This is a genomic window from Collinsella sp. LCP19S3_D3 (assembly GCF_052121455.1).
Taxonomy (GTDB): Bacteria; Actinomycetota; Coriobacteriia; order Coriobacteriales; family Coriobacteriaceae; genus Collinsella.
The window spans coordinates 17841-36422 of the sequence record NZ_JBQKEF010000008.1 but is presented as its reverse complement, the minus strand read 5'-3'; the positions used below and the strand labels follow the sequence as shown (position 1 = coordinate 36422).

Here is an 18582-nt window from a genome sequence, read left to right as displayed (position 1 = left end):
CCCCGAGCGCTCGCCGGGATGGGGCGCGGGGTTTGGTCGCCTGCTCGGACAGTCCTGCTCGCACGGAACTCGCGATCGACCAAACCCCGCGCCCCATCCCGGCGAGCCTCTGGCTAGTAACGACAATCAAAAAGCAACAAGGGGCTCCCCCGTTCATCAACGGAGGAGCCCCTGCTATACATAACGGCTCAAGGTGCCTATAGGTAGACCTTTTCGAGAAACGATAGCGTGTCCTGAAGCCGCACTCTTTCCTTACGGTTGGTCTGCCGATTTACATACGAAGCAAAGTCCGTAAGAAAATCCTCCGCATCAACCCTCATTTGCCCCGTTAGCTCCAAACGCGCCGAAGGCGACAACAAGTCAGCAAGTCGAGCAACATCCGAACGGTGCTTCCGCCGATCAATGTTGTTGCAACGACGTCCCTCTTCATAACTTCTGTTGATATCAATGTGCGCACGCATCTTGAGGGGAATGATATGGAGTGCATCGAGCAACGTAATGCCCTCTACGTTCGTTGCGTTGTCGCGAATAAATTCGTAGTAGCCATCGTCGAGGATAATTGCCGAGAGACTTGATACGGCCCCGTCAAAGGAAAGAGGTGCCACTTCGCTCGTTTCGTCTTCGAGCACAAAATCAGGATGTCGGGCAAATAGCTCAATTTGACCGGGATAGTCTAGGGCCCGCTTTGATCCTTTGGGCAAGCAGAGCCGATAGTAAGTGCACTTTCCATCGCCGACCTTTCCAATCTCGTATCCAGCTGCTTTGATAAACGCCCACAACGCAGTGGCAAATTCAACGCCTTCCCCATCAACAATTACGACGACATCCAAATCTTCGGTAGCCCTGAATGAATCACCTTCGCTGTCAAATAGAACGCTGCAGGCCCCTCCACCAATAAGGACGTAACCACCTTTGCAGCTGCTCATGGCGTCGGCAAATCGCTCTATCCCCCTCACTTTTGGCATATCGTCCTCCTGAGCTGTTCGACCGCATCGAGCAGACGGTCATCTTTGTAATCCTCTTTTGCGAAGGCAACGTATAAGGAGAACGGGTCGACACATTGCAAACCTGTCGTGTCAAAACTAACATCGGACGGCTCGTCCACGGGATACGACCAGACCTCAATCTCGACAGCAGCCGGTTCGTACCACTGGGCCTCCAGCCATCTGTCACCCATGTGCTCTTTTAGGTCCTCTAGCTGATTCTTTTCGAGAGCAATGGTTGGAGCAGAGCCTTCATGAGCAAGGTCAGACATATAGCTAAGGGCAGACATACCGGAAAGCAGCGCGTCAACGGCACGTAGCTCTGTTCTCTCGATAACCTTCTTGAGCCGGATTCGCTCTAAAACTGGCGTGCGAAGATAGTCCTCAAACCCATCCAGCAGCGTCTCGGTCGACAACCCGGCATCGCACAATATACGCTTTTTGCCGTCCCGCATAATCAACCCAGGAGCAATAGCGGCGATTTCCGAAAGATAGCCGCTGACGCTTGCCGCGCTTTTGCCACACAGACGCGCTAGGTCGCCGGCGGAGCAGTCAACCCATCGTCCCGCGATGAGATTTAGGACGATTCGTTGAGATTGGGGCGAAAGCGGAGCAGCGGGAGAAGCACCCAGCACCTCACCGGAAATAACGGCTCCGATAAACGGCAAAAACGCATTTCGCTCATCTCGGATATATGCGATCCCCTCCGAAGAAAGCGCGTGCATAAAGCCTAAATCCATAGCGTCCCAGCAAATTGCCACCGGGCGAGCATCTATCTTGCGCACTGCATTGGCGAGATTTCGCGCCGAAATGACACTGGGCGGTTCTTTTGGTTCCGCAACAATAAAACGGCCTTGCTCAGACATGCCGAGCCGTGCTAAGCGAAGCGAATAGCGCTCGAGATACATGCGAGGAATCTGTATCTCAACTAGCTCCGGGTCGATGGCGAGCTCTAAAGAGAAGAGTCTTTTAGGGAGACAATTTAGCAGCATGTCCACTCACCATTTTCATTTCAGTTACATTTTAGTATCTATCTAAAATTATACTGAATCGTATAAAACGCTCAATCCCCAAAGTCATAAGAAACAATCCGAAACGTAATAAGGGGCTCTCCCGACCATGTACGGAAGAGCCCCTACTCGTATCTATCTATCAGCCCACCCGGCTCTCCAGATCAAAAAGCGAACGAGCAGAGCAACGCTCGTCCAGCAACGTTACCCGAGGACCTGGGCGGGCGTATGGGGCAACATCGATCGCGAGTTCCGCACGCAAAGGAGGCCACTTAATGTGGCCTCCGTCTTGCGCAGGACTGCCCGAGCAGGCGATGTTGCCCCATACGCCCGCCCGGGTCCGCCGGGATTACGACAGCTTGACGATCGGAGCGAAGCCCTTCATAAGCTTTTTGGTCTGGCCGGTCTTTTCGAATTGGACCTCGATCATGTCTCCAGCGACCGAGATCACGGTACCCGTGCCAAAGGTCTTATGACTCACGGTATCGCCCGCGGCAAAGTCCTGCGACGCGCTGGCGCGATCGACCTTGCGCTCCACTGTTGGGGACACCTTGGACGACGGCTTTTTGGCTCGCGGTGCGCCCGAGCCAAAGGTCGAGGCAACGCGACCGGCGTCGGGCGAGACCCCACGATGGCGCTCGGTCCCGTAGCTGCTGCCGCCAAAGAAATCGTCGAAGCTCGATCCGCCGCGCGAACCGGAACCGCCGGTCGAGCGCGTATGCGAACCAAACACCTTGCCACCATACATATCCGAACCCGTGCCCGAGCCAAAGGTGCCGCGACGGTCGCCGCGCTTCTCCCAGCCCGTGCCCTCAAAACCGGCAGAACCGATACCGCTAAACTCGATATCCTCAAACGGAATCTCGTTGAGAAAGCGCGAACGCGGGTTGGCGGAGGTCGAACCGTAGGTGCGACGCGTGGCCGCATAGGTCAAGAACAGGCGCTTGCGGGCACGCGTGATGGCGACGTAGGCCAGGCGACGCTCCTCCTCGAGCTTGCCCGGATCATCGCTGCCGCCAAAGTCGTGCACGTGCGGAAAGATACCCTCCTCCATGCCGGCCACGAACACCGCCGGAAACTCCAGGCCCTTGGCGGAGTGGATGGTCATCATGGTAATGGCATGCGTCTCGCCGGCCAGGGAATCCAAGTCGGAGCGCAAGGCCAGCCACTCCATGAGTGCCGGCAGCGCCTTACAGGTGAGCGGACCGTAGGTACGCTCGATCTCGCCGGCATGCACGGCACCCGCCGACAGCTCCGTCGGCGCGGCATACGCGTTGCCTGCGATGGCGGCGGCCAGGGCATCCTGCGGAGACAGCGCCGGAGCGGCCAAGCCATCGAGCGGATTGGAGCCCGCGGCGTCACGGGCGCCGACGAGCGCCTCAAACGAGGATGCCGGGGCAGATGGCCCCGGTTCGGGCGCAGAAACGCTCACCACGACGGGCTCGGGCTCGGCGCCGGCAGGCACGTCGGCAACACCGGCTGCGCGCAGCTCTTCTAGGCTCTCGAGCGTACCCTCGATATCCTCGTGCGTCTCCTCAAATTCGGCCGCAACGCCCAGAAATTCCTGGATGTTCTCGGCGCGGCTCTCAGATTCCATGGTGCCCTCGGCGCGAAACGCCTGCAGAAGGCCCGTCTTATCGACGATCATCTCGACAACGTCCTTGAGCTCGCCGTCCATACGGCGGCCCTCGCGTACCAGTGAGACAAAGCTCGACAGGCCGTTGCGTACCTTGGCGCTAAACATGCCGGTTTCGGCGCACGCGATCTCGCAAGCCTGGAAGAACGAGCAACGGTTGTCGCGTGCCAGCTGCTCGATCTTTTGGATTGAGGTGGAGCCAATGCCGCGGCGCGGTGTGTTGATGACGCGCTTGACGCTCATCTCGTCGGCCGGGTTCACGATCATCTTGAGGTAGGCCATGACGTCGCGAATCTCGGCACGGTCGAAGAATCGAGTGCCGCCCACGATCTTGTAGGGCACGCCCGCGCGCAGGAACATATCTTCGAGAATACGCGACTGGGCGTTGGTGCGATAAAACACGGCGATGTCGTCGTAACTCGTGCCTTTGGCATGCAGTTTCTCGATCTCACCGGCAATCCAGCGGCCCTCGTCGCGCTCGTCGCTCGCCTGGAAGGCCTGAATCTTCTCGCCATCGCCCTCGGCCGTAAACAGGCGCTTGTCCTTGCGCTGCGAGTTGTGGCGCACCACGGCGTTGGCGGCGTTTAGGATATGGCCCGTAGAGCGGTAGTTCTGCTCGAGCTTAACGGTCTTGCAGTTTTTAAAGTCCTGCTCAAAGTCCAAGATGTTGGTGATGTCGGCGCCACGCCAGCTGTAAATGGACTGGTCATCGTCGCCCACAACCATGAGGTTTTGGTACTTGGCGGCCAGAAGGTTGGCGATTTCGTACTGGACGTGGTTGGTGTCCTGATACTCGTCGACGCTAATGTAGCGGAAGCGCTCCTGGTACTTGTCGAGCACCTCGGGGCGGGTGCGCAGCAGTTCGAGTGTGCGCACGAGCAAATCGTCGAAGTCCATCGCGTTGGCGGCGCGCAGGCGGCGCTCCAGCTCCAGGTAGACCTGCGCGGCCTTTTTGTCGTTGGGGCTATCGGCGGATTTGAGCATGTCCTCGGGGCCGATCATGGCGTTTTTGGCCGAACTGATCTTGCTGCGAATCATGTTGATGGGGAACTGCTTTTGCTCGATGCCGAGCGCCTGCATAATGTCACGCACCATGCGCTTTGAGTCATCGTCATCGTAGATGGTGAACTGACCGGTGTAACCCAGCAGGTCGGCGTCCTCGCGCAGCATGCGCACGCACATGGCGTGGAAGGTGCACACCCACATGCCGCGGGTACCGCTGGGAATGAGCGCCGTCAGACGCTCGCGCATCTCGGCCGCGGCTTTGTTGGTAAACGTGATGGCAAGAACCTGCCAAGGCTTAACACCCAGGTCGCCGAGCATATGCGCGATGCGGAAGGTCAGGACGCGAGTCTTGCCCGAGCCTGCGCCGGCGAGGACCAGCAACGGGCCCTCGGTGGTCAGGACGGCCTCGCGCTGGGCGGGATTAAGGCTGTCGATGTCGACGAGCGGCTTGACGGGCTTGGGTGCCGGCGCGGGAGCATCGTAGATGTCGAGCGGAACGAGCTCGGGCTCCGGCGCAGCGGGGGCGGTGTATGCATCGAGCGGCACGGGTTCCGGCGCGGGCGGCATGGGTACCGCGGCGTTCTTTTCCCAGGGCAAGGGCTGGGTCATGGGCGACTCCTCATCTGACGGACGGCGCGCCTGCGGGCGGCGCCATAGTTTGAGCCGTACCAGTATACCGAGCCGCGCGGACACCGATGCAAATCACACCACGACTCCGTGCGCCGCGCTCTGGCCGCCGCGCAGCGTCAACCAAGTTACAGGCCGAGCATAGGCTCCAGAACAAAGAAGTACGCGAGCACCACGATGCCCAGAATAATGCGGTAGACGCCAAAGCACTTAAAGTCGTGACGGCGAACGAAGCCCATGAGCCACTTGATGGCAATAAGCGAAACCACAAAGGCCACGACGCAGCCCACGCCCAGAATGGCAATCTCGTTGGTGCCAAACGTACCGCCCTTAACGAAGTACTTGACCAGCTTGAGCGCGCTCGCGCCAAACATAACGGGAATGGCCAGGAAAAACGTGAACTTGGACGCCACCGAGCGCGTGCAGCCCAGCAGCAGGCCGCCGATGATGGTGGAGCCGGAACGTGATGTGCCCGGAATCAACGAAAGCACCTGGAAGCAACCGATACCCAATGCGGTCTTCCAGCTCAGGTCCTCGAGCGTGGCGATGGATCCAAAATCCAAATCCTCGTCATTGTCATTGTCTTCGGCAATATCCGCCGCAGGCGCCGCGAAGTGTGCACCGGCGGGACGCCCGCCCGCCACCACAGCACGCGAACCAAACGAATCGGCAAGAGCGGCGTTCTCGCGCTTACTCGCACGCCAGTTCTCAATCACGATAAACAACACGCCGTACACGATGAGCGCCAGCGCCACGACGGGAGCGTTATAGAAATGCTCCTCCATCCAGTCGTTGAGCGGCAGACCGATCGCCGCGGCGGGAATACAGCCAAGCACAATCTTGCCCCACAGCACCCAGGTGTCGCGACGACCCTCCTTGCCCTTGCTGGGCGAGAACGGATTTAAGTCGTAGAAGAACAGAACGCAAACGGCCAAAATGGCGCCAAGCTGAATCACGACCAGGAACATATTCCAGAATGTCTCGCTCACATTCATCTTGACGAACTCGTCCACCAAGATCATGTGGCCCGTCGACGAAACGGGCAGCCATTCGGTGATGCCCTCGACCAGGCCCATGAAGGCAGATTTTAGAAGCTCGATGATATCCAAAGGGACCCCCTCGTTTGTCACCCGCCGATAGTTGTTCTGCGGACGGTTGCGGGCGATGTCCCATTATCAACCGTTCGGCCGCGGCCGCGCCCACCCTTACCAAAAATCTCGCCCGTTCACAGAATTGCGAGCGGTCAAACCGAAATCCTTGGGTATAACTGCAACAAGCTAAAGTGTCCGGCGGCCAACACGTCGTCCGATGCACGAGCCCCGCGCCCGTGCGATAGACCAAGGAGGAAACCATGAACGAGGGCTATACCAAGGTATTTGTTTCACTCGACGGTACTGAGCAGCAGGATTTTGTGCTCACACGCGCTATCAAGGTCGCCGCAAACAATGGCGCCAAGCTGATCATCGGTCACGTCATCGATTCCACGGCGCTCGAGAGCGCCGGTTCCTATCCGGTCGATCTGGTCAACGGCCTGGAGGAGGCCTTTAAGAACTCCATCGCCAAGCAGCTCGAAGAGGCCAAGGCTAATCCCAACATTCCCGAGGTCGAAGTCATGATTCGCGCCGGCCGTATTCGCGAGACGCTCAAGGACGAGATGCTCGACGTGGTCAAGCCCGATCTGGTGCTCTGCGGCGCTCGTGGCCTTTCCTCGATCAAGTATGCGCTCCTGGGTTCGATTTCGACATTCCTGCTGCGCAACACCGACTGCGACATCTTGGTCGTGAAGTAGCGTTGCTCCCACCGGCCGCGGGACCTGCGGGGTTTCCTAAGGGCACGTCCTCGCCGCGTTGCGGCTGCGGGATGTGCCCTTAGGAAACCCCTCCCGGCCCCGCGGCCTTCGCAGCCTTACTTCAACGAGTTGGCTGATAGAAAAATGGCGTGCCGCCCCAACCGGGGCGGCACGTTTTTGTTTGGGCGGACTTCTGCCGCGTGCACTACTCGAAGTATTGGAACTTGTTGGTCGAGAAAGCGAATGTTACGACAAAGCCTTCGCCGAAGTCGGATGCCGCGGTGACGTCGATGCCCATCTTGGAGCACAGGCGCGCCACCAGGTAGAGGCCGATGCCCGTTGCGCGCTTGGTGGTGCGGCCGTTATCGCCGGTAAAGCCCTTCTCGAACACGCGCGGCAGGTCAGCCGCGCTCACGCCGCAGCCGTTGTCCGCGACGGTAAGCTCGATGCGCTCGTTTGCCAGGCCCTCGTCCAGCAACGCACCCGAAAACACAATCTTCGCGCCGTCCTCACGCGCATATTTAATGCTGTTCTGAATGAGCTGGCCCAGAATAAACTCGAGCCATTTCTCGTCGGTGAACACCTCAAAGTCGAGGTTCTCGCACACCGGAGCCACGTGCGCCGCAATGAGCTCGCGCGCATTGGCTTTAATCGCGCCCGTCACCAAGCTCTTGAGACCCCAGCGGCGAATCAGGTAGTCGCGCTCTACGACTTCCGAGCGCGCATAGTACAGCGCCTGATCGATATAGCGCTCCACGCGAGCCAGCTCGCGACCCAGGTCATCCACGCGTGACAGGTCGTCTTCGCTGCCGTCCAGGTTTTCCAAAATCAGATGAGCCGCCGCCAGGGGCAGCTTGGCCTCGTGGACCCAGCTCTCGATATAGTCGCGGTAGTCATCGGTCTGGCGCCGGCCTTCCGCCACCTCGTCGCAAGCGGCTTTGCCCACCCGGCGCAAGACCTCATATTCGAGCTCGCCCTCGGCATAGGTCGGGCATTGCACCATCTCCTGCACCCATGCGGGGCTCCCCAGCTCCTCTGCCGCGCGCTCCAGCTGGCACAGAAAACGACGACGGCGCACGTACTCGATCACGATGCCCAGCATGCCAAAGATAAAGGACACACCGACCGCCACGACCACGATGGATGCCGGGGCGCCGGCGACCGTCAGTACAAAACAGCTCAGCAGCACGCCGCAGGTCCACACGGCAACGGAAAGCAGTGCATCTTTAAAGAACTTGGCAAACGACATAACCGGCCCCTAGACCGAATAGCCTTGGCCGCGATGCGTCGTCAAATACCCCTTGATGCCGATTTTTTCGAGCGTGGTGCGCAGGCGGTTGATATTGACGGTGAGCGTATTGTCGTCCACGAAGGCGTCGGAGTCCCACAGGTCCTGCATGATAGCCGAGCGCGAGACAATCTTGCCCGCGCGGCCCAAGAGCAGCGAGAGGATACGCAGCTCGTTTTTGGTGAGCTCGGTACTGTCGCCGCTTGCCGTATTGGTGACCATGGAGCGGGCGAGGTCGAGCTCCAGCCCCTTGTGGACGAGCGTGCTGCGATCGCCCGCCGCCGCGGTGCGGCGCAGCAACGCATTGATGTGAGCCACGAGCACACGGGCGCTGTAAGGCTTGGGAACAAAGTCGTCCGCGCCAAGCGTCATGGCCATGACCTCGTCGATCTCGGTCGTGCGCGACGTGAGGACGATGATAGGAACCTCGGATTCGCGGCGAACCTCGTGGCAGATATGTTGGCCGTCCTTGACGGGAAGCGTGAGGTCGAGCAACACCAGGTCGGGCGCGGCGGCAAGGATATCGCGCGAGACATGCTCAAACGATTCGCAGGCCTCGATTTCAAACCCGGCGCGGGCAAGGATGTCGACAAGCTCACGACGAATGCGCTCGTCGTCCTCAACGACATAGATCAGCGCCATGGATTCCGCTCCCCTCTTGGTTGTCTTGCCCCATTATGACCGCGGAGCCGCAGGTGCGTGCCTCGCGAGGCACCAAGGTGACAAAACTGTTCGCGAACGAAAGCGTTTGGCTCGCCCCTCGCTCGCAACGGGAGCGAGGATCAAATGATTATTAAATCCCCGTCCCAGGAAAATCATTTAGCGGTGGGCACGGAGCTTTTCGTAGCCTTCGGCAAAGAAGGCAACCGTAGCGGCGTCGGACTCGACGGCGTCCGTCTCGGCGGCAGGGACCACGCCGTGCTCGTCACTCACCAGGAACAGCGCGCCCTTGAGCTGCGCGGGAATGTCCACGCGCGTGACCGGGATGCCCTTGGTCTGAGCCAGCTGCTCGATAAGCGTCGCCGTGCCACACAGGCACTCGTCCGCCGGTGCCACAAAGGCCAGCTCGCCGTTGTTGACGGCGGCGAGCAGCTCGGGTGCCACGCCGGTTTCGTCGGCCTCGGAGCGGGCCTCGGCGGAGCGGGCACGCAGCGCCTTGGCCGAAGTATCGGCCAGCGGCTCGTACTCCCCCACCGTCATGGCGGCATTGCCGTTAACGTCGATCACCAGCATGAGCACGCCGTCGCGCGCGGTGTAATCGCCCTCGGCAAGCGACCACTCAACGTGCTGCTTGGCCCAGCTGAGCATGTTATGGGTGAGCGGCTCGCCCTGCACCAGGCGCTCGGACAGCGCACGAATGTGACGGTTGAGCATGGGCACCTTTTTGTTGGACATGCGCCAACGGCAGACAAGCGCGGGCTTGTCGAGCGTAAACTTCTCGACCGCCTCTTGATTGGCGCAAAAGTCCTCGTACGCACGCTGGTCCTCGGCATTGCCAAACAGCTCGGCATCATCCACAACGGCCATATCCAACCTTTCTCAAAAACATACACCGCACCGTTATACCCAAAAAAGCCGCCTGCACCAACCGGCACGGACGGCAATAGATAGCTTTAGTTCGGGGCGAGTCAATACCGCTGGTGGAGCATAAGCCAGCGAGCCGGACCCAAGTGCCTCAGGTCACCGCGAAAGAGGAGCGACGCGTACTTCTGTACGCGAGCGACGGTTTGAGCGGCGAGATGAGGTGCTTGGGGCCGGCGCAGCGTCGAGCAGTTACGCGGTTTGGTAAAACCGCGTAACGATCATTAGTGGCGGAAGTGGCGGGCGCCCGTGAAGACCATTGCGATGCCATGCTCGTTGCAGGCCTGGATGCTCTCGTCGTCGCGCTTGGAGCCGCCGGGCTGGATGATGCAGGTCACGCCGTGCTCAGCAAGCACGTCGACGTTGTCGCGGAACGGGAAGAACGCGTCGCTTGCGCAGGCAAAGCCGCCCTTCTCCACGCCCTCGCGCTCGCAGAAGTCCTCGGCGCGCTCGCAGGCAAGCAGTGCGGAGTCAACGCGGTTGGGCTGGCCCGGGCCCATGCCAATGCCGGCCTTACCCTTGGAGACCAGGATGGCGTTGGACTTGACGCCCTTGCAGACCTTCCAGGCAAACTCAAGCTCGGCCATCTCGGCATCGGTGGGCTTGCGGTCGGTGGGGAACGTAAAGGTCGCGGGATCCTCGATCACGTGGTCGACCTCCTGCACCAGCATGCCGCCGTCGATGGAGCGCAGCTCCACCTCGGCGCCGTGGTCCACGCCGCCGGTAGCCAGCACGCGCAGGTTGGGGCGCTTGGCCATGCGCTCGAGCGCCTCGGCGGTGTAGCTCGGGGCGATGATGACCTCGACGAACTGCTTGTTCTGATCGGCAAAGTGCTCAACCAGCTCAAAGGGAACCTCGCGGTTGCAGGCGATGATGCCGCCGAAAGCGCTCTTGGGATCGCAGGCAAAGGCGCGGTCATAGGCAGCCGTGATGTCCTCGGCAACGGCGGAGCCGCAGGGGTTCTGATGCTTGAGGATCACGCAGGCAGGCTCGTCGAACTCGCGAACCAGGTTCCAAGCGGCATCGGCGTCCAAATAGTTGTTGTAGCTGAGCGGCTTGCCCTGAATCTGCTCGGAGCCCACGAGCGGGAACTGCGAGCTCGCGGAGTTCTCGCAGCCATCGGCAAAGCGGTAGACCGTAGCCTTCTGCTGAGGATTCTCGCCATAGCGCAGGTCGTCGACCTTCTCCAGCGAGACCTCGAGTTTGGCAGAGGTGTCCGCCACGTCGCTTGCCTGGGCAGCAAGCCAACGAGAGATAGCCGTGTCGTAGGCGGCGGTGGTCTGGTAGACCTTCACCTGCAGGCGACAACGGGTGGATAGCGTGGTGCAGCCACCGGTCTCGCGCATCTCGGCCAGGACGGCATCATAGTCGGCCGGGTCGGAGATGACGGTAACGCTCGCGGCGTTCTTGGCGGCAGAGCGAAGCATGGAGGGGCCACCGATATCGATGTGCTCGATGGCATCCGCGAAGGTGACCTCGGGGTTGGCGACGGTCTTCTCGAACTCGTACAGGTTGACGACGACCAGGTCGATCAGCTTAATGCCGTGCTGAGCTGCCTCCTGCATGTGCTGCTCGGAATCGCGGCGAGCCAGCAGCGCGCCGTGAACCTTGGGGTGCAGCGTCTTGACGCGGCCGTCCATCATCTCGGGATAGCCCGTGAACTCCTCGATGGGGGTTACGGGAACGCCCGCGTCCTCGATGGCACGAGCCGTGCCGCCCGTAGAGATGATCTCGACGCCAAAGTCGTCAACCAGCGTCCGTGCGAAATCGACGACGCCCGTCTTATCGGTAACCGAGATCAACGCGCGTGCGATCTTCACATCAGATCCCATGCAGTCCTCCTGTCTGGTACGCCGCCGTGCTCTGTGAGTCGGTGATACGTCGATCTGCAGCGCTCGCGCAGCGGCATTGAAAATACTGATTCAATGTAGCGCATCGAGCGCATCGATGCACCCCGTAACGGGCGCATGTGCAGAAAAAGCTTGCGAGTGGGGGTTGCAGGAGCGCCACTGGGCACGGTGAGTTGATGGAACACAGGGGCACCATAATTAGATGCCAATGGCGTGGTAGAACTGTGCTCGATATGCATCCGCAATAGAAAGAGGCACCATGGTCTCGCGGGTTCTCTACCGACCGTTTGATACCGAAGACTTCGACGCCATCGCGCTGATCTTGCAGCAGCTTTGGCATAACAATTCGGATAACGAAGAGTACAACCGCCTTGAGGCCGCGTGCGACCTCGCCTATTGCCTTTCATCATCGACGTTTTCGCAGGTCGCCGTAATCGACGGCCAGGCGCGCGGCATTGCACTCGCACGTGCGGGGCAAAGCAGCGGCGCCACCGTTAAGGAGCATTGGATGGATACCGAACGCGCATTGCTGTCGCAGATGCGTGAGCTGGAGCCCGATGCCTGTGCCGAGTATCTCTCGTTTGTGCGCGCCACCATTCGGACCAACAACCGCCTGCTCGAGAGCAGCCCGCTGCCGCATGACAACGAGGTCACGTTGCTTGCCGTGGATCGCGATGTCCACGGCCTGGGCGTTGGCTCGGTTCTGCTCGATGCCGCGGTCTCGCACCTGTCCTCGCGCGGAGCGTCGAGAGCGCACCTGTATACCGACTCCAACTGCTCGTGGAAGTTCTACGAGCTGCACGGCTTTAAGCGCACGGCCACGCACCGCGCCAACCGAGAAGAGCGCCGCCACGACATGCCGCGCGAAAGCTTCCTCTACGAACTCGACCTAACAGCCTAAAACCGGCAGTTAGGGACGTCCCCTTTGTGCCGGCACCCCGGGACACTCCTTGGCAGCAACCACACCTAGTCGTTGGGGACGTTCTTAAATGACTAGTCGCCGGGGACAGTCTTGAACAAAAGAGTCGCCGAAACCCTCGCTGGCATCACCCTATAGAGGAGTCTGCAAATAGCGGTGGGCAAAAGTAAAAGATCGGCGCATTTTGGTGCATAAAAAGGGGATGGGCTTTCCCCGACGGCTGCCGAGAAAAGCCCATCCCATAATTTAGGACCGCTAGAACGTTCCGCCGCCGCCTCCGCCGACGCCGCCGCCCCCGCCGCCCGAGAAGCCACCACCGCCGCCGCCGCTCGAGCTATCGGAACTCGAAGCCAGCTCACGGATGCTCTCGTGATACACGCCATCGAACGAATCGAGCGGAGACTGGTTTCCGTAGTGATGGTAGTACCACCAGTAGCAGGGGTAATTGTCGTAGAAGCCGTCGGCCTCGCGCACCTCGGGCGGCACGGCCTCGGCAAGCTGACGCAGAACTTCCTTGGAAACGCCCAGCGCCGCACCCATCACCAGAAGTTTATTCCACAGCACCAGATCGCCGGGGACGGCTTCCTTTAGACGCGTGAAGTCCTCGAGCCAATGCTTGAGCGCCTTGCAGCGAGCCGCCACCTCGGCGCCCTCCGGCGTAAGGCGGCGGAACGTAAGGCCCACGCCAATACCCACCAGCACAATCGGCACCGAGATAACCGCGGCGACAATGTTCACCTGTGCGCCGTCGGTAAAGAAGATGGATCCCACGGGAACAAAGGCGATCAGAGTACCAAGAACCAGGCAAAACACCATTGCGACAATGCCGTCCGAGGCAACGTACTCGCTATCGGCCAGTTTGCCCTTAACGGTGCTCTGATAGTCCTTGAGCTTGTCGCCCACGGGCGTAGCGTGCTGCTTAACATAGTGTTGCAGCTCGTCAAACGTGCGCGAGCGATCGCCGTTCTCGTCGGGCTTAGCACCGGCAAAGAAGACCTTGAGCACCATGCGGTCAATGCCCTTGGCCGACTTCCAGCCCGCATCGCTCACCGTCACACGATACGTCTGCTCCTCTTTTTCGCGACGGAGCAGGCCCTTCTTGCCCTTGGTCGCGATTGCCTCCTCTAACTTGATCACGCGATCGTCGGTGAGCTTCATGAGTGTGGCGATATATGCCTGATCGGGCACCTCGTTCCAGCTCATGAGGGCCGAAAGCACGGCGGGATGGTCGGCCGAGGGCACGTCGCGGAAGTATTCGTCCTGGAACAGCGGTTTGGGCTTGCGCTTGCGCAACTTGAGCACGACGATCGTGCCGGTAAAGGCCACCGCCGCGACAACGCTAACCACGGCAAGTGCATTGGCGATCATGCGGGCGTGAGCGCGGCGGGCGTTGGCCTCCTCGGCCCACGCCTTCTCCTCGCTCAGAATTGTCGACATGCGTTCCTTGCCCGAGGCGGCGAGCTGCGGCACCCAATCGCTGGGGAAGGCGATGCGTGCCTCGGCGAATTCGCCCTGATGCACGCAGGGTATGGTATAGGTGACCATGGGCTCGTCCGCGTCGAGCGACACGTCGCCCGTGAGCGGACCGTGGCCCCATGCACGGAAGTTATCGCCCTTGACGGCCGCCGTTCCGGCAGCGGCATTTGCGAAGTAAACTTCCATCTCGACGTCATCGGAGTCCGCAGACCAGCCGTCACCCACAAACTTCCAGTAGAGCTCGGCGGTATCGGACCAGTTCATAACCGCACCGGTCATGGTGTAGCTCACGTAATAGATCGCGCTGTCGCCGCTCTCGTGGGGGCTGAACACCTTGATCTTTACGCCGCCGTCGGACTGCTCAACCGTATAGACGCCGTTGTCGCCTTTGTTTGCATAGTCAACCCTGCTAAACGCGGCATCATCTTCCTCGACGCTCAGCACATCGACACCCGCCGTACCACCCTGTTGGTTGGTGCCCGTATTGATATCCCAATACACGCCGTTGATGTCGTCGTCGAAATCAAACTGGCGCCCCTCGACAACGGTCAGCGATCCATCGGCCTCAACCGTGGCACCGATATAGGTTTGGGTCATGGAATACCCGTCGGCACGTGCAACGGCGGGCAACAGCAGCAGCACGCACGCGACGAGTGCGCAAATGGAAGCAAATCGCGCAAGCAGGCAGCGCTGCCGACAAGCATTGGCAACGGGGGCGTTCATAGGCACATCCTTTGTCTGTAAAACCAACAGCGCCATTGTCCCACGTTTGCGGGTACACATGACGAACATCTAGGCGACCGGAGCGCCAAACGGGATGAAAGACATGCCTGCCGCCAGCAGCTAGTCATTGGGGACGTTCTTAAATGACTAGTCATGAGGGACGCCCTTGGCATGGCCCGCGCCAGCAATAGATACCACTTCACAGCTCCGTCACAGGTGTAGCAGCTTTGTGTGGGCGCGGCACGCGCTGATTGAGCCGCCAGCCGAGGGGCATAAAGCAGTTGAGCGAAACTGGTTTGCCCCTTTGCCGTTCGCTCGAGGATCATGTCCCCCTTTTCCGCGGAAACCCCGGCAGTTGCGAAGAGCTGCCGGGGTTTCTGTTGTCTAAGGTACTGAGTTGATCGACAGGAATCAAAGCACCGAGCCTGCGGCCCACCATACGCAATGCGGGACCTCGACAACTTGCGGACCACAGTGACGCCTCCCCATCGCGCCCCGCGCTATACTCGTCCGCATGGATATCAACGCACGCAACATAGCAACGCCCGCCGCGAACGCGCCAACAACGCCGCCCGCCTCCGTTCCCGTACCTGTCGTAGGTCGCTTTGCCCCGTCGCCCTCGGGCCGCATGCACCTGGGCAACGTGTTCAGCTGCCTGTGCTCGTGGCTTTCGGCCCGCAGCCAGGGCGGCAGTATCGTGTTACGCATTGAGGACCTGGACGATCGCTGCAAGCGCCCGGAACTTGCCGCTCAATTGATTGACGACCTGGCCTGGCTAGGGCTTGAGTGGGACGAAGGCCCCTACTACCAGCACGATCGTCTGGACCTGTACGAGAGCGCCTTGCGCCGGCTGAAAGACGCCGGCCTCACCTATCCCTGCTTTTGCACGCGTGCCGAGCTCCACGCCGCGAGCGCGCCGCATGCCAGCGACGGCACGCCCATCTACCGCGGCGCCTGCCGAGGCCTTTCTGCCGAGGAGGTTGCCCGCCGCAGTGCCCTGCGCGCTCCCGCCACGCGCCTGCGCGTGCCCGCCGTCGACGACCTCGCCGGCGACGTGATCGAATTCGTTGACCGCACGTACGGAGCCCAATGCGAGGCACTCGCCACCGAGTGCGGCGACTTTTTGGTGCGCCGCAGCGACGGCGTTTTTGCCTACCAGCTAGCCGTGGTGGTCGACGACGCTGCCATGGGCGTCACCGAGGTCGTGCGCGGATGCGACCTGCTGGGCTCCACGCCCCGCCAAATCTACCTGCAACATCTGCTGGGACTTCCCACGCCGCACTACGCGCACATTCCGCTGCTCGTGTCGCCAGACGTCCGCCGCCTTTCCAAGCGCGACCGCGACCTGGACCTGGGCAAACTACGCGCACGCTTTGGCACACCCGAGGCGCTGCTGGGCTGGCTCGCCGGGCAAACGGGCATCACACCGGACACCACGCCGCGCTCTGCCGAGCAGCTGGTCGAGCACTTTAGCTGGAATGTCATCCGCGCGCACCGCGAGAACATCGCTGTAACGGCCGAGTAGCCAAATACCTCGCCCCTACGCAACGTCCCAGGGCTGGAGTTCGTCGCCCAAGCGAACGATGCAGTCGTAGAGCACGGTATGGCGCTCGGCAGGGTTGGCATCCCGATGAAAATGCCCGTAGTACCAGCGCTTGTAGGCCAAGCGGTCTTCCAGCTCATCGAAAAATGCTGTAAGTCGGTCGACGTCGGGGTAATTCCAGCCAGGCCCCGGATAGAGCGTGGGCGAAAGCATGCGCGTAGAGCAGGTGTGGGTGACCACGTAGTCAACCTTCCAGCCCACGCTGTCGAGCTTTGTCCGCGCCTCCTCAAAGTTGCGCTCGTCCGGCAGCTCCTGTGGCCACCAGCTGGAATAGGGAATGCGGTATTCCTTATCCACGCTCGTGGCGCCGCCCATGGTAAAGATCGTTGAGCCGTCGAGCTCAAAAACCTCGCCGCGCGTCAGGCGCCGTATGGGAGAGGTATCCGACAGGCGTTGCGTTAGCCCACCGTGCCACAGCTCCATGGGACGCTCCGCCCAGTGATCGAAACGCTCGTGATTGCCGTCGACGAACAGCACGGTATAGGGACGCGATTCCAGCCAGGCGTTATCGATGCATTCCTCGGCAGAGAAATCCCACGGAAAGCCAAAGTCGCCCGCGACAATCAGATAGTCATCGCTCGTCAGACTATCCCCAAGATCCCAGTCGCGCAGCTTTTGCATGTCGAGGCCGCCGTGAATATCGCCCGTCACATAGACCGTCATCGGATCATCGCTTCCCCGTAAGTAGCTAGTCCACATTCTGCACGATCACTAAGCCAACCGTTCCAGCCCTTCCATCCCTTAGGGCTTACCCCTCGTTCTTCCATCCAAACGGATCAAGCACCCAAAAAATCAGATCGAGCACGCCGCCGGTCATCATAGCGCCGGCAAGGGCCATGCAAACGCGCAGAGAACCGGCACTTCGGAGCACGTCGAACGGCCCCAGAACAGCCAGCAGCGCGACCGCTGCGCCGACCACGCACAGCGCGAGGCACGGCCCCACGTCCTTAACGCACTTCTTTGCGAGATGCTTGGTGTTATCACTCATCAATATCGGACTCCTTAGAGGGCCGTTGTTTGGGTACATGCCGCCGCGGCAGAGCAGGGCGGCAGGGTAAGTGTCACATGCCGTGCGGACATCAATGGAGAAACCACCTGCTCGACCAACCCTTAACGCCGTTTTGCACCGGCACCCCATCCCCCGCTATCGAGGTCTAATACTTTTCCGCGAAGTGAACGGCTGTTTTTAGACCCCTGAAACATCCGCATCTTTCGGCGGAAAAATCGCAGGATTTCAGCATCGAAACCGCAGGAAACGGCACCTCTAAAGTGTCGATGCTTCGGGGGTCCGTTTTAGCTCGTTCACTTCTCGGGAAAAGTATTAGACCTCGCTGCTAGCTACCCAGAAGGGCACCTCTTCCTTCCCCACACCACCCAAAAACTCATCCAACATTAATCTTGGCTCAAGAATCGCTTAATCTATAACCTGCACTATAAAGTTCGACCAAGGGCGGGGCGGCGCCGCGCAACGCAGACCGCTGAACGCAACGCTCGCGCCCGGGCAGATCGCCCGACGTCGCGCCCATCGAACGAAAGGACAGGTCATGGACGACCTCGAAAAAGTTGAAACCATCCGCACCAAGTGCAACGTGAGCTACACCGATGCCAAGGCCGCGCTCGAAGCCGCCGACGGCAACGTTTTGGACGCCATCATTTGGCTTGAGTCGCAGGGCAAGACCCAGACCACGTCGGCGCATGCCGCCACCGAGGCCGCGCCAGTCGATGAGCCCTCGGCCGAGATGGTCGCCGCGCAGGCAGCCTACGAAAAGTCGAGCGAAAAGACTGACTTTTCCAAGAAGATGGACAGCGTGTGGGAGTACCTCAAAAAGCTCTTCCGCCTGAGCCTGGACACCAAGTTTATCGCCACGCGCCGCGACGCCATCATCCTCAACATCCCCATCCTGATCCCCATCGTCGCCCTGTTTGCCTGGGGCGCCACGATATGGCTCATGCTGATTGGCCTGTTCTTTGGCATGCGCTACCGCATCGATAGCGACGGCGACGTGCCCGGCAGCATCAACAACCTTATGAATCACGCCGCCGACGCCGCGGACGACATCAAGCAAAACCTGAACGACGACAAGTAATCGCA

Annotated in this window: 15 protein-coding genes; 4 read left to right on the top strand and 11 right to left on the bottom strand. The window is 60.4% G+C overall.

All coding sequences use genetic code 11. The annotated features are described in order from the left end of the window. Nucleotides 1-197: 197 nt before the first annotated feature. From ACTQXM_RS04695 to ACTQXM_RS04680, 4 genes are all read right to left on the bottom strand, one after another. A complete protein-coding gene (locus ACTQXM_RS04695; RefSeq protein ID WP_441083292.1) occupies nucleotides 198-965 on the bottom strand; it encodes a hypothetical protein in 768 nt (255 codons plus the stop codon). After that, nucleotides 953-1981, bottom strand: a complete 1029-nt coding sequence (locus tag ACTQXM_RS04690; RefSeq protein WP_441537194.1) for a hypothetical protein — start codon at nucleotides 1979-1981, stop codon at nucleotides 953-955. Before ACTQXM_RS04690 ends, ACTQXM_RS04695 begins: the two co-directional genes overlap by 13 nt. Before the next feature lie 361 nt (nucleotides 1982-2342). Continuing rightward, on the bottom strand, nucleotides 2343-5243 hold the full coding sequence (locus ACTQXM_RS04685) for an ATP-dependent helicase (protein WP_441537193.1): 2901 nt from the start codon (nucleotides 5241-5243) through the stop codon (nucleotides 2343-2345). Between the two features lie 146 nt (nucleotides 5244-5389). Further along, nucleotides 5390-6370, bottom strand: a complete 981-nt coding sequence (locus tag ACTQXM_RS04680) for an undecaprenyl-diphosphate phosphatase (protein ID WP_441016070.1) — start codon at nucleotides 6368-6370, stop codon at nucleotides 5390-5392. A gap of 242 nt (nucleotides 6371-6612) precedes the next feature. On the opposite strand from ACTQXM_RS04680, the gene ACTQXM_RS04675 reads away from it, so the two are divergent. Further along, a complete protein-coding gene (locus ACTQXM_RS04675) occupies nucleotides 6613-7050 on the top strand; it encodes a universal stress protein (protein WP_154515052.1) in 438 nt (145 codons plus the stop codon). A 205-nt stretch (nucleotides 7051-7255) separates the two neighbouring features. Here ACTQXM_RS04675 and ACTQXM_RS04670 read toward each other — a convergent pair whose 3' ends face one another. The 4 genes from ACTQXM_RS04670 to purH form a co-directional block, all read right to left on the bottom strand. Continuing rightward, on the bottom strand, nucleotides 7256-8299 hold the full coding sequence (locus ACTQXM_RS04670) for an ATP-binding protein (RefSeq protein ID WP_441537192.1): 1044 nt from the start codon (nucleotides 8297-8299) through the stop codon (nucleotides 7256-7258). A gap of 9 nt (nucleotides 8300-8308) precedes the next feature. After that, nucleotides 8309-8980, bottom strand: a complete 672-nt coding sequence (locus ACTQXM_RS04665) for a response regulator transcription factor (RefSeq protein ID WP_441537191.1) — start codon at nucleotides 8978-8980, stop codon at nucleotides 8309-8311. A gap of 177 nt (nucleotides 8981-9157) precedes the next feature. Further along, nucleotides 9158-9865: a hypothetical protein gene (locus tag ACTQXM_RS04660; RefSeq protein WP_441537190.1), complete on the bottom strand. Its 708-nt coding sequence runs from the start codon at nucleotides 9863-9865 to the stop codon at nucleotides 9158-9160. Nucleotides 9866-10143: 278 nt separating this feature from the next. Beyond that, a complete protein-coding gene (purH, locus tag ACTQXM_RS04655) occupies nucleotides 10144-11751 on the bottom strand; it encodes a bifunctional phosphoribosylaminoimidazolecarboxamide formyltransferase/IMP cyclohydrolase (protein ID WP_441537189.1) in 1608 nt (535 codons plus the stop codon). Between the two features lie 277 nt (nucleotides 11752-12028). Between purH and ACTQXM_RS04650 the strand changes: the two genes are divergently transcribed. After that, on the top strand, nucleotides 12029-12670 hold the full coding sequence (locus ACTQXM_RS04650) for a GNAT family N-acetyltransferase (protein ID WP_427728515.1): 642 nt from the start codon (nucleotides 12029-12031) through the stop codon (nucleotides 12668-12670). A 273-nt stretch (nucleotides 12671-12943) separates the two neighbouring features. Here ACTQXM_RS04650 and ACTQXM_RS04645 read toward each other — a convergent pair whose 3' ends face one another. Then, a complete protein-coding gene (locus ACTQXM_RS04645; protein ID WP_441048713.1) occupies nucleotides 12944-14887 on the bottom strand; it encodes a DUF2207 family protein in 1944 nt (647 codons plus the stop codon). Between the two features lie 514 nt (nucleotides 14888-15401). Between ACTQXM_RS04645 and gluQRS the strand changes: the two genes are divergently transcribed. Further along, the gene (gene gluQRS / locus ACTQXM_RS04640) at nucleotides 15402-16412 is read left to right on the top strand and encodes a tRNA glutamyl-Q(34) synthetase GluQRS (protein ID WP_441537188.1); all 1011 of its coding nucleotides are present in this window, start codon (nucleotides 15402-15404) and stop codon (nucleotides 16410-16412) included. A gap of 15 nt (nucleotides 16413-16427) precedes the next feature. Here the strand turns inward: gluQRS and ACTQXM_RS04635 are convergent, their stop codons facing one another. Together ACTQXM_RS04635 and ACTQXM_RS04630 are read right to left on the bottom strand one after the other, a co-directional pair. After that, nucleotides 16428-17189 carry a metallophosphoesterase gene (locus ACTQXM_RS04635; RefSeq protein WP_441547613.1) on the bottom strand — a complete coding sequence of 254 codons (762 nt, stop codon included), beginning with the start codon at nucleotides 17187-17189 and terminating at the stop codon, nucleotides 16428-16430. Between the two features lie 49 nt (nucleotides 17190-17238). Then, nucleotides 17239-17478, bottom strand: a complete 240-nt coding sequence (locus tag ACTQXM_RS04630; RefSeq protein WP_441537186.1) for a hypothetical protein — start codon at nucleotides 17476-17478, stop codon at nucleotides 17239-17241. A gap of 556 nt (nucleotides 17479-18034) precedes the next feature. Between ACTQXM_RS04630 and ACTQXM_RS04625 the strand changes: the two genes are divergently transcribed. Further along, on the top strand, nucleotides 18035-18577 hold the full coding sequence (locus tag ACTQXM_RS04625; protein ID WP_441537185.1) for a DUF4342 domain-containing protein: 543 nt from the start codon (nucleotides 18035-18037) through the stop codon (nucleotides 18575-18577). Nucleotides 18578-18582: the final 5 nt, after the last annotated feature.

Excerpts from the sequence above, each read along its gene's own strand:
- ACTQXM_RS04695 (WP_441083292.1), bottom strand. The coding sequence starts at position 965 with ATGCCAAAAGTGAGGGGGATAGAGCGATTTGCCGACGCCATGAGCAGC.
- ACTQXM_RS04685 (WP_441537193.1), bottom strand. The coding sequence starts at position 5,243 with ATGACCCAGCCCTTGCCCTGGGAAAAGAACGCCGCGGTACCCATGCCG.
- ACTQXM_RS04675 (WP_154515052.1), top strand. The coding sequence starts at position 6,613 with ATGAACGAGGGCTATACCAAGGTATTTGTTTCACTCGACGGTACTGAG.
- ACTQXM_RS04670 (WP_441537192.1), bottom strand. The coding sequence starts at position 8,299 with ATGTCGTTTGCCAAGTTCTTTAAAGATGCACTGCTTTCCGTTGCCGTG.
- ACTQXM_RS04665 (WP_441537191.1), bottom strand. The coding sequence starts at position 8,980 with ATGGCGCTGATCTATGTCGTTGAGGACGACGAGCGCATTCGTCGTGAG.
- ACTQXM_RS04660 (WP_441537190.1), bottom strand. The coding sequence starts at position 9,865 with ATGGCCGTTGTGGATGATGCCGAGCTGTTTGGCAATGCCGAGGACCAG.
- purH (WP_441537189.1), bottom strand. The coding sequence starts at position 11,751 with ATGGGATCTGATGTGAAGATCGCACGCGCGTTGATCTCGGTTACCGAT.
- ACTQXM_RS04650 (WP_427728515.1), top strand. The coding sequence starts at position 12,029 with ATGGTCTCGCGGGTTCTCTACCGACCGTTTGATACCGAAGACTTCGAC.
- ACTQXM_RS04645 (WP_441048713.1), bottom strand. The coding sequence starts at position 14,887 with ATGAACGCCCCCGTTGCCAATGCTTGTCGGCAGCGCTGCCTGCTTGCG.
- gluQRS (WP_441537188.1), top strand. The coding sequence starts at position 15,402 with ATGGATATCAACGCACGCAACATAGCAACGCCCGCCGCGAACGCGCCA.
- ACTQXM_RS04635 (WP_441547613.1), bottom strand. The coding sequence starts at position 17,189 with ATGTGGACTAGCTACTTACGGGGAAGCGATGATCCGATGACGGTCTAT.
- ACTQXM_RS04630 (WP_441537186.1), bottom strand. The coding sequence starts at position 17,478 with ATGAGTGATAACACCAAGCATCTCGCAAAGAAGTGCGTTAAGGACGTG.
- ACTQXM_RS04625 (WP_441537185.1), top strand. The coding sequence starts at position 18,035 with ATGGACGACCTCGAAAAAGTTGAAACCATCCGCACCAAGTGCAACGTG.